This window comes from Streptomyces sp. NPDC043853 (assembly GCF_056436025.1).
On record NZ_JBWKDJ010000011.1, the window covers coordinates 1 to 13,270 of the forward strand.

The window sequence follows — 13,270 nt, forward strand, 5'->3', positions numbered from 1 at the left end:
AGACGGACACGTAGAGCCTTCCGAAGGGGACAAGGGCGGTCGCTTGCATGCCTGGGGCATGCGTGAGCCACTCACGCGGAGGAGAGGGGTTCGTCAGCGGCGGGCGGTCGGCCCGGCCGCCGTGGCGACGAGAACCAGTTAGCCAGGCCCCCGGCGGGCTGGCAACGACCCCCGTCTACGAGCGGAGGTAGTGGAAGGGACGGGACGGTCCGGCCGCGGGGCGGGCGGGCCCGGTCATGCGGCGGAAGGGCGCCCGTCGGGGCTACGGTCCCGGGTCGTATGTGACCTGGGTCCTGTGGGACGCCTCACCGGACGGGGCCCCGATTCTCACCTTCCGTAGCCGGCCGTACCCCCATCGATGTGTGTCCCGGGCCACTCCGGCCGCCGAATCGAAGGCCTCGCGGGGCCCGAGGTGGCGCAGTGAAGGGCAGCCCGTACGAGTGCGCCACCGCCCGCGTCCCCCTCGACCACGCGGCCCCCGCCGGCCGGACCATCGACCTGGCCGTGGTCCGCAGGAAGGCGACCGACGGCGCGCGACGCATCGGAACCGTCTTCGTGAACCCCGGCGGGCCCGGCGGCCCAGGGACCGTGCAGGTCCCGCAGTTCTACGACGCCTTCCCCAAGGAACTGCGGGAGCGGTTCGACATCGTCAGCTGGGATCCCCGCGGCATCGGCAACAGCGCGGCGGTGAACTGCTTCGAGAGCACCCGGGACGCCGAGGCGTGGGGACGGTCCAAACCCGTCGGCTTCCCCGTCGGGGAGCAGGAGCGCACCGCCTGGATCAACGCCTACGAGGAGCTCGGACGGCTCTGCGAGAAGCGCGACGCCGACCTCCTGCACCACGTGTCCACCGCGGACACGGCCCGCGACCTCGATCTGCTCCGGCAGGCCGTGGGCGAACCGCGGCTCGACTACTTCGGCGTCTCCTACGGCACGATCCTCGGCGCCACCTACGCCAACATGTTCCCCGACAAGGTCCGCGCCATGGTCCTGGACAGCAACATCGCGCCCTCCGCGTGGACGAACGGCGGCCGGCCGGACGCCCGGACCACCACCTTCCTGCGCATGGGCTCCGACCGCAGCGCCGCCGCCACCCTGGACCGGTTCCTCGACCTGTGCGGGTCCGCCGGCGCGGACCGCTGTGCCTTCTCGGCGGGCAGCCCGAAGGCGACCCGCGCGAAGTTCGACCGGCTGATGCAGCGCCTCAGAGAACGGCCGGTGGGCACGTGGACGTACGCCAGGACGGTCGCCGACACGGTGAGCGGCCTCTACATCGTCGACCCGGGCTGGGCGTACCTCGCCCGCCGCCTCCAGGACCTGTGGCATGGCCGGGTCCCGAAGGCGCCCGTGTCCCCGCCCCCGCCCCCCGTCGCGCACCCCGACCCGTACCTCGGCGAGGAGCAGGCGGAGGCCGTGTGGTGCGGTGACAGCCCCAACCCCCGTGATCCCGGCGCCTACCACCGCCTGGCGGAGGCCAGTGCCGCGCGGGCGGCCGACGCGGGCCGCTACTGGACCTGGTCCGGGGAGCCGTGCGCCGGCTGGTCGGCCCGGGCCGCCGACGGGTACACCGGTCCGTGGAACAAGCCCACCGCGCGCCCCGTGCTGGTGGTCGGCACCCGGTACGACCCCTCCACGTCCTACGCGGACGCCGAGGCCATGGCGCGGGAACTGGCCGACGCCCGCCTGCTCACGCACGACGGGTACGGCCACACCGCCCTGTTCAACAACGCGAGCAGCTGTGTGAAGGCGTACGAGGGCCGCTACTTCGTCGACGGCACGCTGCCGCCCCCCGGGACCGTATGCCGACCGGACGAGCAGCCCTTCCCCTGAAGGCTCGGACCGGTTCGGGTGCCGGTCCAGGATTTGGGTGCTGCCGGTCCAGGATTCGGGTGCTGCCGGTCCAGGGTTCCCGTTCCGGTCCGCCGGACGAGCCCACCGCCCCCCCGGAGGGTAGGCACGCACGGGTCGGACACTGACCGTGACGACTCGTCGCGTATGGTGACGAGAGGTGCATCTGTCCGTCCCAGCCCGGCCCCGTTCCCGACCGACTGCCCCCTCTCCCAGCCAGGAGCTCCCGATGGTCTACGCCACCCTCCGCGACCGCTACCGGCACCGCTTCCACATCCACGACACCGACGGCGACGGCTTCGTCTCCGAAGCCGACTTCACCGCGCGGGCCGAGCGGCTGATCGACGCCCTGGGCGTCCCGGGCACGTCCGACCGGGCGCGGGCGGTCCGCGACGGGGCCGGCAACCACTGGCAGCAGATCACCGAGCTCGCCGACACTCCCAGGGACGGGCGGCTGAGCGAGCAGGACTTCGTGTCCGCCCTGGAACGCGCCTACGCCGCCGACACGCTCGACCGGGTCGTCCGCCCCTCCGTCGCGGCCCACATCAGGCTCGTGGACGCCGACGGCGACGGGGAGGTCGACTCGGACGAGTTCGTCCGGGCCCAGCAGGCCATGGGTATCCCGGCGGATGCGGCCGCACACGCCTTCCGGCTGCTCGACCGCGACGGCAGCGGCCGGGTGACCGCCGCGGAATGGCAGCAGGCCGTCATCGAGTTCTACACCGACCCCGGCCCGGACTCCCCCGGCGCGCACCTCCTCGGCATGGCCCGTTAGGGCGACTCGGCTCCATGACACCCCGGCTGCTTGCCGGGGAGGAGGCTCACCGGCATGCGCGGATGCCCGGAGGGGAAGGTGACCGCGGTCGGGCGACGGGCCATGACGTGTCGTCACGGCTGTCGTTCCCCACCGGTCGGAGAGCGACCGGTCCCGTCCGTTGATGCCGCCGGAACAGGAGCACGCCGATGCGCCTCTACGCCCAGACCCGAGCACGTCGTTGCCGGCAGGTGCTGGCCGATCTGACGGCCGTGGTCCTGGTGGCCTTCGCGGTGAGGTGTGCGCTGGCCGTCCACGACGGGATCATGCAGCTGGCCGAGCCGGGGCGGAGGGTGGAGGAGGCGGGCGACAGCCTCGCGTCCGGCCTCGGCGATGCGGGGGACGCGGCGTCGAACGTGCCGCTGATCGGGGGCGTCCTGAAGAGGCCGCTGCAGTCCGCCGCCGAAGCCGGCAGCGGGCTCTCGGACGCCGGACGGTCGATGCAGGACCTGGTGGGCCGGGTGGCCAACCTGACGGCCTTCGCCCTGATCGTCCTCTCCGTGGGGTTGGTACTGGCGCTCTGGCTTCCCCCGCGGGTGCGCTGGATCCGGCGAAGTGCCCGGATCCGTACGCTGCTCGACTCTCCCGGCGGCGCCGATCTGCTGGCCCTGCGGGCTCTGACCGGGCCGGTGAAGGACCTGGCCGCCGTCCCGGTGCCGCCGGGAGGACTCGCCGACGCGTGGCGGCGGGGCGACGAGCAGACGATCGGTGCCCTGTCCCGGACGGCGCTCAGGCGGGCCGGTCTGCGCCCCTGAGGCTGCCGGGCCCGGCCGGTGCCGGGCGAAGGCCGCCTCCTTGGACGCGATCAGCGGTGGCCGGGGTTCAGCAGCGCGGCGGCCGCGGTGATGAAGGCCGCGGACGCTTCCTTGGCCGCCCGGCGCCGGGCGTCCAGCTCCGCACGGTCGGTGGCCCTGCGCAGGGCGTACGTGGCATCGGCGGCCCGCTGGGCGGGGCCCGCCAACTCGGGGACCAGGACCTGGAGGCGTACGTGGGGCGCGGTGATCGCCGTCCGGGTGTCGTGGGACTTCGTCTGGGCCTCCAGCTGGTGCTCGGTGCCGGCCTCGATCAGGGTCAGGTTCTCCCGGTGGAACATCGACGAGCGGTGCGCGTCCAGGGCGGCCGCGAACTCGGTGACGGCGCCGAGCCGGTCCTGGCGGTGGGCGTCGGCGCGCTGCTCGGCGCGTGCGGTGACGGCGGCGCGGTGCTGGAGGAAGCCGGCGGTCAGGGCGCCGGCCAGGGTGCCGATCACGGCGACGATCGAAGGCCACATGGACATGGGGTGGCGGGTCCTCTCGGGTGCGGGTCGGAACGGGTGGTCATGGCCTTCGGCCGCTCCGCGGCCGGTTTCGAGGTCAGTACGCGGCCGGTGGACGGGCTGCGCACTCGTCAGGACTCCCTCGATCGGCTGGAGTTCCGAGTCTGCCCTGGCGCAGCCCCCGGGGGCGACCGTGTTCTGCGGAACGAGCCGTCCCCGCCGGGGTCGTTCCGGTGGCTATCGTGGCCCGGCCCGTGAGGACGAGGACCGACGAGGACGAGGGGGAACCCGTGCCGAGTGCGGTACGAGGGGTTGCGCTGGCGGCGGGGGCCTCGCTGCTGGCGGTGCTGGTGTCGCTGGCCGTCAACGCCGCGACCGAAGGCGCCCGTTGGCCGGGACTCCTCGATGTGCTCCGCCGCCACCCCTGGGGGTCGGTGGCGGCTCTCGGGGTCGCCGGGGCGCTCGCCGCCGCAGCAGCGGCCCGGCGTCAGGAGCGGCCGGCCACGGCCGCGGGTGATCCACCGCTGCCCGCGGCCCCCGATATCCCGGACTGGGTCGTTTCCCGGGCCGAGACGGCGGCGGCGGTCCGGGCCGTGTGCGGGCGCAGCCGCCGTCGTACGCGCACGGTGGCCATCACCACGGCCCTGGAGGGCGCCGGTGGGTTCGGGAAGACGGTCCTGGCCTCGGTGGTGTGCGCCGCGCCCCGCGTGAGGCGGCACTTCCGAGGGCGGATCTTCACCATCACCATCGGACGTGATGTGCGCGGCCGGGCCGCGGTCGCCGCGAAGATCGCCGAGGCCACCCGGTTCATCACGGGCGACGCAACCGCCTTCGACGACCCGGATCTCGCGGGCGCGCACCTGGGGCGGCTGCTGGACCGGCGTCCGCGTACGCTGCTCGTCCTGGACGACGTATGGGAGGCGGAGCAGCTCGCCCCGTTCCTCCAGGGCGGGCGTCCGTGCGTACGTCTGGTCACCACACGCCGGCCCTCGCTCCTGCCGCCCGCCACCGACCGCGTGCGGGTGGACGAGATGACCACCCCGCAGGCCAAGGCGGTGCTGACCTGGCAGCTGCCCTCCCTGCCGTCCCGAACCGTGGCCGAGCTCCTCGACACCACCGGCCGGTGGGCCCTGCTGCTGCGGCTCGTCAACCGGCTGATGGCAGTGCAGATCGCCGCCGGAGCGGACCCCGCCGGGGTGGCACGCGAGGTGCTGTGCGCCCTGCGCGTCAACGGGCCCACCGCCGTGGACACGCTGGGTCCGGGCGATCCGCTCGACCTCAACAGCCCGGCCCGCCGTGCGCTCGCCGTCCGGGCCACGGTCGAGGCGGCCACCACCCTGCTGCCGCCGGGGAGCGCGCAACGCCTGGCCGAGCTCGCGGTCTTCGCCGAGGACGAAGCCGTACCGGTCGTGCTGGCGGCACGGCTGTGGCAGGCGAGTGCCGGGCTGACCGAGCCCCGGTCCCGCGCCCTGTGTGCGGAGCTCGCCGGCCTGTCGCTGATCTCGCTGGACCCGCACGACGGGGGCCGGATCTCCCTGCACGACGTCCTGCGTGACTATCTGGCCGAGGAGCTCGGGGAGGCCGGCCTGCTCCGCCTCCACGAGAAGGTCGTCCAGGTGGCGTACGACCTCGCGCCGCAGCCCTGGCAGCTCGGCGACGGATACCTCGCGGATCATCTGGTCGGGCACCTGTCCGCCGCGGGCCGTGCGGGCGAGGCCGAGTCCCTGGCGAGCGATCTGCGCTGGGTGGAGGCCCGGCTGCAGCAGCGCGGTCCCGGCGGTCCTGTCAGCGACCTCGCCCGGGCCGGCACCCCTCGGGCCCGGGCGCGGGCCCGGGAACTGTCCGCCGTCGCCCACCTCCTGTCGCCCTTCGACGGTCGGCCCCGCCTGCTCGCACAGGTGCTGCACACCCGCCTGGAGACATCGCCCCACTGGCGGGATCCGGTCCGATGCCGGAGGGAGGGGGACTCGGGCCTGCTTCCGTACCTGTCCTGCCACTCGGCTCCCGACCTTCCCGATCCCGCCCTGCTGCGGACGTTGACCGGCGTTCCCGAAGTTACGGTGGTGGCCGTGGCTCCCGGCAGCAGCCGGCTCTTCACCAGCAGCGCCGACGGCCGGGTGCGCCGCTGGGATGCGCTCAGCGGCGACTGCACGGCGACGTACGACTGCCACGACGGGCCGGTGCGCGGACTGGCCGTGTCCCCGCACGGGGACTGGTTCGTCACCGGCACCGACGACGGAACCGTGCACTTCTGGGACGTCCAGGACGGCCGGAGCCTGTCGGTGTGGCAGGCACACCGCTCGGCGGTCCGAGCCCTGGCACTCTCCGGCGACGGAACCCGGCTGGTCACCTTGGAGAAGAGGGCGGCCAGGGTGTGGGACGTGGAGAAGGCCACGCGTGTGGCCACCCTGCGGGAGCGCAGGTCGGGTATGGCGGTGCTCGCCATCTCACCGGACGGAACGGTGGTGGCGGGCGGCAGCGGCAGCACGGTGCACCTGTGGGACGTCGCCACCGGACGGCGTACCTCCTCGCCGTGGGTCCACGATGCGGTGTGTTCACTGGTGTTCGCTCCGGACGGCACATGGCTGGCCTGCGGACTGTTCAGCGGGTCGGTGACGGTGCTGGACCCGGTGTCGGGCGCCTCGCGTACGACGCACCTCGACGTGCGCCACCGGCCCGTGCGCGCCCTGGCCGTGTCACCCGAAGGGGACCTCCTGGCCGCTGCCCACGCCGACCGCAGGGTGTGCCTGTACCAGCCGCACGAACAGCGGGCCCCGTCCGTGCTGACCGGCCACCTGGGCGAGGTGCGCGCCCTGGTGTTCGCCCCGGACGGCAGCTTCCTCGTGTCCGGCGGGGCCGACACGTCCCTGCGCCTGTGGGAGCACGCGCGGGCACGCCGCGACGGAGCCCCGGACCGAGTGGCGGCATCGGTGCTCGCGGTCACCTACTCTCCCGATGGGACGCGGATCGCGGTGGTCTACGAGCAGGGTCTGAAACTGGCCCTGCCGACGACCCTCCCCACCCCCGGTCCATGGACAGCGCCGATTGCCGGGCCGTGGCCCACTCCCCGGACGGAACCCACATCGCGACCGTGAGCCGCGGGGCCGTGCGGGTCCTCGACGCCATGGAACGGCGCCCGCATCACCTTCCCGGTGTCAGATGGGACCTGGGACGGGGCCACCCGCAGGAGCGGGGCGACGGATATCTCAGCGTTGCCTATTCGCCCGACGGCGCCGTGCTCGCGGCCGGCCGTGCTGAGGCGGTGGACCTGTGGGACACGCACAGCCGGCAGCGGATCGCCGAACTGCCCGGCCACGGGGGCCCCGTCCACGGGGTGGCCTTCTCGTCCGACGGCAGGACGCTCGCCGCCGGCGGCGACTTCCCGCAGGTGTGGGTGTGGGACCTGGCGACGCACGCGTGTACGGCGCTCCTGGCGGCCGACGCCTCAGCCGTACGGGCACTCCAGTACTCCCGCGACGACGACGGCTTGCTGGCGACGGGCGGGGACGACGGCACGGTCCGGCTGTGGGCCGGGGCGCGGTGTACGGGCGAGCTGGCCGGGCACACGGCCCCGGTGACCGGGGTCGACTTCGCGCCGGGCGGCCGCTTCCTGGCGTCGACCTCCGTCGACGGCACGGCCCGCGTGTGGGACCTGCGGGGCGGGCGGGTGGTGGCAGTCGCCCGGAACGACGGCGCGATGGGCTGTTGCGCGTGGCATCCGGACGGAACGCGGCTGGCGGTGGGCGGGCCGCAGGGCCTGCACCTCTACGACTTCCACCGGTAGCGGCCGGGATCGGCTTCTACGCCGATCCCCTTCGAGGTACCGCACCGGACTCCCGGTTCACGCCTCGGTGATGTTGACCATCCAGGTGATGCCGAACCTGTCGACGCACATGCCGAAGACGTCGCCCCACATCTGCTTCTCCAGGGGGACGGCCACGGTCCCGCCGGCGGACAGCTTGTCCCAGTAGCCGCGCAGCGCGTCCGCGTCGTCGCCGCTCAGGCTGACCGACATGTTGTTGCCGGGCCGGTGGTCCATGCCCGGCGGTGTGTCGGCCGCCATGAGGGTGAACCCGCTGTCGGTCTCCAGCATGCCGTGCATGATCTTGTCGTTGTACTCCGGGCCGGGCCCGCCGTACTGCTCGTAGGTGTTGAGCACCAGCGTGCCGCCCAGGGCGCTCCGGTAGAACTCCAGGGCCTGGCGCGCGTCCCCGGCGAAACTGATGTACGGGTTGAGGCGAGAACTCACTGATCGCTCCATTTGTCACCGGTCATCGGTGTGGGCATCCTACGGGCGCAGACCCCGCCGGACCCGCTCATGTGCACACCGGCGAGGGCGCCCGTCAAGGGTTCACCCCTTCGCCCGCGCCCACCGGCCGGTCACAGGACTTGGTGCGCGGCCCACAAGGGGAGTTGGCGGAAGAACTCGACGGCTTCGGCCCGCCACCTCGGCCGCCAGCCCGCCGCGACCGCGGCGGCCTCCTCGGCGCTGCGCCGGATGTCGCCGCGCAGCAGTTCGTCCACGCCGTGGCGCCGGGCGATGTCCTGGATCCGCCCGACCGTTTCCGGGGTGCAGCCGGGTGCGGCGAGCGCGGACTCCACCAGCGCGCGTTCCCCGCCGGTCGTCGCTTCCAGGACCGCGCACACCGCGTAGCTGCGGCGGCCCTCGCGCAGGTCGGATCCGGCCTCCTTGCCGGTCGTTGCCTCGTCCGCGAAGAGGTCCAGGTAGTCGTCACGCGTCTGTCCGCTCACTCCGACCAGGCGGGCGTAGCGGGCGAGCTCGTGGTGGTGGGCGGCCGGGTCCTCGCCCGCGGCGAGCAGGCCCAGCTGGAGCGGGGCCAGGACCGAGTAGCGGGCGCTCTTGTAGTCGGACACGATGTCCAGTGCCTCGCGGCCGGGGGCCGGGCCGAAGTCGCGTTCCAGGTCCAGGACCTGCCCGAGAACCGTGTCCGCCCCGGCCGTCACCTGTACGGCCGCCATCGCCTGGCGCAGGCCGACGGGTACGGGTGCGGTGAGCAGCACCTGCACGGACAGGAACGCCGCCAGGTCCCCGGCGAGAACCGCCAGCCCCAGGGCCGTCTGCGGGCGCTCGGGGAACCGGCCGAGGTAGGCGTGGTACACCGAGGGCGCTCCGCGGCGCAGCGGGGAGTCGTCGATGATGTCGTCGTGGACGAGCCCGTGCGTCTGGAGCAACTCGATGCTCAGTGCGGCTTCGTCCAGTCCCGCGACGGGATCGGGGGTCACCAGTCGCGCCGCCTCGTGCAGCAGCGCGACCCGCAGGCGCTTCCCGCCGCGCAGCGACATGTCGCGTACGAGCTCCAGGGCCTCGGGCACGAACCGGCTGCGGGGCGGCAGTTGCTGCGCCACCGTGTCGAAGTAGTCGGCGAACAGCGCGTTGAAGCGGTCCCGGTGGCCGGCCAGCCGTGCGTGCACGCCAACCGAGGCGTCCGTAGTCATTGCTCCCCCCTGGAACACGGTGCAGTGGAGCGGGGCGGCAGGCGGCCCGCGCCGCGAGCCCCATTCAACACCACCGCCCGCGGTGCTCCGGCGCTCGGCGGACGCACCGGGACCGCCGGACCGGTCCGGCGGTCCCGAACCTCTGAAGTCGCTCAACTCACGCCTCGACGAGGCCGGTGTGACGGGCCGGACTCGGTCACCGCCGTCAAGGCGCTGCGCGGGGCGGCCCCCGGTCTGAGCCTGCGTGCTTGCCGTGGAACTGGCCAGGGCGACCCGGGGGATCGAGACCGGCCGGCCCCCGCCCGTCCGGACACGCCTTAGGGCCCGGAGTCACGGAGTCGCGAAGCCACGTAGCCACGGCCTGATCACGGCGGTTCACCCAAGGATCCGGCCGCGTTCTCCGAGAACCGTGCTAGCCTCGGTCGAGTTGCAGTTGTGGTACCCATGGAATCTCAGTGCGCCCGGCGCTATGCGATGGGCGCATTTTTGTTTTCCGGAATCTCCGGATGGGTCATTTCAGCGACGGGATCGCGCACCGTGCGTGACCCCAGCACCTCCCAGAAGGAGAACAACATGGCCAGCGGTACCGTGAAGTGGTTCAACGCCGAAAAGGGCTTCGGTTTCATCCAGCAGGACGGCGGCGGCCCCGACGTCTTCGCTCACTACTCGAACATCGTCTCCAACGGTTTCCGTGAGCTCCAGGAAGGCCAGCGCGTGAACTTCGACGTCACGGCCGGCCAGAAGGGCCCGCAGGCGGAGAACATCGTCTCCGCCTGACCTCAGGCTTCACCCTCCGACGGGGCGCGCCGCGCGGCGCGCCCCGTCGGCGTGTCCGCACCCCCGCCTCCCCCCACCACGGCACGGGCATGTCCGACCACCCTGTGTCACAGGTGCCCGACGGACGAGGTCCCTTTCCGAGACCGGACCGGGGAGGCGAGCGCGCACCGGCGGCGGCCGGACCTCGGCCCCGGCCTCCTGCCCGCCGCGGGCGGGCGCGAGTGCGGGCGTGGGCATGGGCGTGGGCGTACGCCACCGACCGGAAGGATCCGTTCGGCGGAGGTGCGAGACTGTCCGACGATCTGCCCGAGGGAGTCGCCGTGTCCGTGTTCAGCACCATCCGCCAGGCGGTCCGCCGCAACTACCGGCGTGCCGTGGATCTCAGCCACCCGGCCCGGTCACCGCTGGGCAGTGCCGTGGTGAACTGTGTCGTCTACCTGGACGGCGAACGCCAGGACGGCTGTGCGGAGGCCGGGGAGGCGTTGCGGAGGGTCCGCCGGGCCGGGTCCGGTTTCGTGTGGATCGGGCTGCACGAGCCGGACGAGAAGGAGTTCGCCGGGCTCGCGGAATTGTTCGGCCTGCATCCGCTCGCGATCGAGGACGCGGTGCACGCGCATCAGCGGCCGAAGGTGGAGCGGTACGGTGACACGCTGTTCGCCGTGTTCAAGACGGTGCGCTACGTCGAGCACGCGGAGCTGACCGCCACCAGTGAGGTGGTGGACACCGGCGAGCTCATGGCATTCGTCGGCGCCGACTTCGTCATCACCATCCGGCACGGCGGCCACGGCTCCCTCGGGCCGCTGCGCGAGGTGCTCGAAGCCGCGCCGGAGCAGCTCGCCAAGGGGCCTGCCGCGGTGCTGCACGCCATAGCGGACCATGTGGTCGATGACTACGTGGCCGTGACCGACGCCGTGCAGACGGACCTCGACGCCGTGGAGAGCGCCGTCTTCAGCGCTCATGCCGGGCAGGGCGACGCCGGCCGGATCTACCAGCTCAAGCGGGAGCTGCTGGAGCTCAAGCGGGCCGCGGCGCCGCTGGACCGGCCGCTGCAGCAGCTCGCCGCCCAGCCGATGCCCGCCGTCGGGCAGGACATCCGCCCGTACTTCCGTGACGTGGCCGACCACCTGAGCCGGGTGACCGAGCAGATCGGCTCCTACGACGCGCTGCTCGACTCGATCCTGCAGGCCCATCTCGCGCAGGTGACCGTGGCCCAGAACGAGGACATGCGGAAGATCACCGCCTGGGCGGCGATCGTCGCGGTGCCGACCATGGTGTGCGGGGTCTACGGCATGAACTTCGAGCACATGCCGGAACTGCGCTGGACGTACGGGTACCCCGCCGTTCTGGGCGTCATCGCCGTCGCGTGTCTCGTCATTCACCGCGGCTTCCGCCGCAACGGCTGGCTCTGAGCGGCCCGGGCGGGGGCGGGCCGCCTGGCCGGGCGGGCCCGTGACCGCTCCGGGCGGACGGCGGCCGGCCTTCCTCGTGGACGCGTCTACGGCTTCCAGCCCGGATCGCGCCCGCTCAACCCGACCGCGCGGTCCAGCAGCGGGGCCTCGTCCGGTACGGGCACGACGGGTCCGAAGATGCCCCCGCCACGGTCGCCCTCCTGGGCGGCCGCGAGCAGGAAGGCGTGGCAGGCCTGCAGCGCGGCCCGGTCCGGCACGTACTGCTGGCCGGTGGCCCGGGCCAGGTCCCAGCCGTGGATGACCAGCTCGTCGGCGGCCACGAGCGCCGCGACGTCGCCGGGGAGGTCCACGCTGCCGGCACGGGTCATACCGGTCCAGGCGGCCGGGTCCCGCCACGCCAGGGCCAGTTCGGCGAGGGTCCGCGGCAGTTCCTCGCGCCAGTCGGCGGGCAGCCGGAGCGGGGCATCGCCGGGGGGCGTGTCGGTCGTGGGGCCCAGGTCCTTGCGGGCCGCGTCGCGGAAGGCGGCGGACAGACCCGCGAGGTGGCCCAGCAGGTCCCCGACCGTGTACTCCGGGCAGGGGGTCCGCTCGCCGAGGCTGGCGTCCGGGACGCCGGTGACGAGGCGGGCCACGATGCGGGCTTGCGGTCCGAGGTCGAACGTCGTCGTATCGGTCATCTGCCGCTCCCTCCGGGACGAACGGGTCCGAGGGTAGACCGGCGGCGCGGCGCGGGCCCGTCGGACACGCGCCCGGCCCGCGGGCTTCCGCACCGGCCTGCGGCGGGACCGGCCCCCGCCCGTCCGAGCCGACCGGCGGTCGTGATGCGGCCTGGCGTTCGTGACCTGGCCTGACGGCCGCCCACCCTGCGCCGGAAGCCGCCGCCCGGGCCGCGCCGGCCGGGACGCCGCACGGCCGGGGTCCCCGTCGCGCCCTTCGTGTGATGGGGTGGCGGGCATGACCGACACCGAGATGATCACGATCCCCGAACGCCTCCACGGATACCCCGGGGTGGCCTTCGGCGGATACGTGGCAGGCGTTCTGGCCGGGTGGGCCGCCGCGAAACACGTACGGGTGGACTTCCGGCGCCCCGTGCCGACCGGGCTGCCGGTGCGGCTCGCCGCGACCCCCGACGGCGGCTGCGCCCTGACCGCCGACGAGACGCTGCTGGCCGTCGCCGTGCCCGTCGATTCCGCCCCGGCCCCGGCGGACGTTCCGGGGGCACCGTCCTGGGCCGAGGCCGAAGCGGCCGCCGAGGCGTACCGGGCGGCCCCGCCGGACGGACAGACCGACTGCTTCGGGTGCGGCCTGGGCCGCACCCCCGCGACCGGGCTGCGCCAGCACTGCGGACCGGTGCCGGGACGGCCGCTGGTCGCCACCGCCTGGAGCCCGGGGCCCGAACTCGCGGGCCGGGACGGGCTGCTGCCGCCCGAGCTGGTGTGGGGCGCCCTGGACTGCCCCGGCAACGCCGCCGGCCGACTGCTCGACGGCCGCCCGGCCGGCGCGGTCACGGCCGCGCTCGGCGCCCTGCTGGTGCGGCCCGTCCGGGCCGGCGAGCGGCTCGTCTCCTACTCCTGGATGCTGTCCTCGGCGGAACGGAAGTACGGCGTCGGCACGGCCGTGGCCACCGCCGACGGTGAACTCTGCGCCGTCGGCGAGGCCTTGTGGGTGGTCCCGCGCACGGCCGGTCACGGCCGGCCGTGACCGCGGCCC

At 73.8% G+C, this 13,270-nt stretch carries 12 protein-coding genes; 8 read left to right on the forward strand and 4 right to left on the reverse strand.

Features of this window, described 5'->3' with window-relative positions; genetic code table 11:
- Nucleotides 1–420 precede the first annotated feature (420 nt).
- The 3 genes from AC067U_RS25950 to AC067U_RS25960 all read left to right on the forward strand — a co-directional run bounded on the left by AC067U_RS25950 (nt 421) and on the right by AC067U_RS25960 (nt 3,417).
- Nucleotides 421–1,830: an alpha/beta hydrolase gene (locus AC067U_RS25950; RefSeq protein WP_478832171.1), complete on the forward strand. Its 1,410-nt coding sequence runs from the start codon at nt 421–423 to the stop codon at nt 1,828–1,830.
- Between the two features lie 247 nt (nt 1,831–2,077).
- Complete coding sequence (locus AC067U_RS25955) at nt 2,078–2,623, forward strand: EF-hand domain-containing protein (RefSeq protein ID WP_478832172.1); 546 nt, start codon at nt 2,078–2,080, stop codon at nt 2,621–2,623.
- Between the two features lie 188 nt (nt 2,624–2,811).
- Complete coding sequence (locus AC067U_RS25960; protein ID WP_478832173.1) at nt 2,812–3,417, forward strand: hypothetical protein; 606 nt, start codon at nt 2,812–2,814, stop codon at nt 3,415–3,417.
- A gap of 50 nt (nt 3,418–3,467) precedes the next feature.
- Here the strand turns inward: AC067U_RS25960 and AC067U_RS25965 are convergent, their stop codons facing one another.
- Entirely contained in the window at nt 3,468–3,938 is a 471-nt protein-coding gene (locus tag AC067U_RS25965) for a hypothetical protein (RefSeq protein WP_478832174.1), read from the reverse strand.
- Between the two features lie 233 nt (nt 3,939–4,171).
- On the opposite strand from AC067U_RS25965, the gene AC067U_RS25970 reads away from it, so the two are divergent.
- Both AC067U_RS25970 and AC067U_RS25975 read left to right on the forward strand, forming a co-directional pair.
- Complete coding sequence (locus tag AC067U_RS25970; RefSeq protein WP_478832175.1) at nt 4,172–7,012, forward strand: NB-ARC domain-containing protein; 2,841 nt, start codon at nt 4,172–4,174, stop codon at nt 7,010–7,012.
- A complete protein-coding gene (locus tag AC067U_RS25975) occupies nt 6,949–7,701 on the forward strand; it encodes a WD40 repeat domain-containing protein (RefSeq protein WP_478832176.1) in 753 nt (250 codons plus the stop codon). The genes AC067U_RS25970 and AC067U_RS25975 overlap by 64 nt, the downstream gene beginning before the upstream one ends.
- A 57-nt stretch (nt 7,702–7,758) precedes the next feature.
- Here AC067U_RS25975 and AC067U_RS25980 read toward each other — a convergent pair whose 3' ends face one another.
- Both AC067U_RS25980 and AC067U_RS25985 read right to left on the reverse strand, forming a co-directional pair.
- Nucleotides 7,759–8,166 carry a VOC family protein gene (locus tag AC067U_RS25980; protein ID WP_478832177.1) on the reverse strand — a complete coding sequence of 136 codons (408 nt, stop codon included), beginning with the start codon at nt 8,164–8,166 and terminating at the stop codon, nt 7,759–7,761.
- Nucleotides 8,167–8,297: 131 nt separating this feature from the next.
- Nucleotides 8,298–9,374: a polyprenyl synthetase family protein gene (locus AC067U_RS25985; protein WP_478832178.1), complete on the reverse strand. Its 1,077-nt coding sequence runs from the start codon at nt 9,372–9,374 to the stop codon at nt 8,298–8,300.
- Nucleotides 9,375–9,947: 573 nt separating this feature from the next.
- Between AC067U_RS25985 and AC067U_RS25990 the strand changes: the two genes are divergently transcribed.
- Together AC067U_RS25990 and AC067U_RS25995 are read left to right on the forward strand one after the other, a co-directional pair.
- Nucleotides 9,948–10,151 carry a cold-shock protein gene (locus AC067U_RS25990; RefSeq protein WP_478832179.1) on the forward strand — a complete coding sequence of 68 codons (204 nt, stop codon included), beginning with the start codon at nt 9,948–9,950 and terminating at the stop codon, nt 10,149–10,151.
- A gap of 326 nt (nt 10,152–10,477) precedes the next feature.
- On the forward strand, nt 10,478–11,560 hold the full coding sequence (locus AC067U_RS25995; RefSeq protein WP_478832405.1) for a magnesium and cobalt transport protein CorA: 1,083 nt from the start codon (nt 10,478–10,480) through the stop codon (nt 11,558–11,560).
- Between the two features lie 86 nt (nt 11,561–11,646).
- Here the strand turns inward: AC067U_RS25995 and AC067U_RS26000 are convergent, their stop codons facing one another.
- A complete protein-coding gene (locus tag AC067U_RS26000; protein ID WP_478832180.1) occupies nt 11,647–12,237 on the reverse strand; it encodes a TIGR03086 family metal-binding protein in 591 nt (196 codons plus the stop codon).
- Nucleotides 12,238–12,514: 277 nt separating this feature from the next.
- Between AC067U_RS26000 and AC067U_RS26005 the strand changes: the two genes are divergently transcribed.
- A complete protein-coding gene (locus AC067U_RS26005; protein ID WP_478832181.1) occupies nt 12,515–13,261 on the forward strand; it encodes a hypothetical protein in 747 nt (248 codons plus the stop codon).
- Nucleotides 13,262–13,270 lie beyond the last annotated feature (9 nt).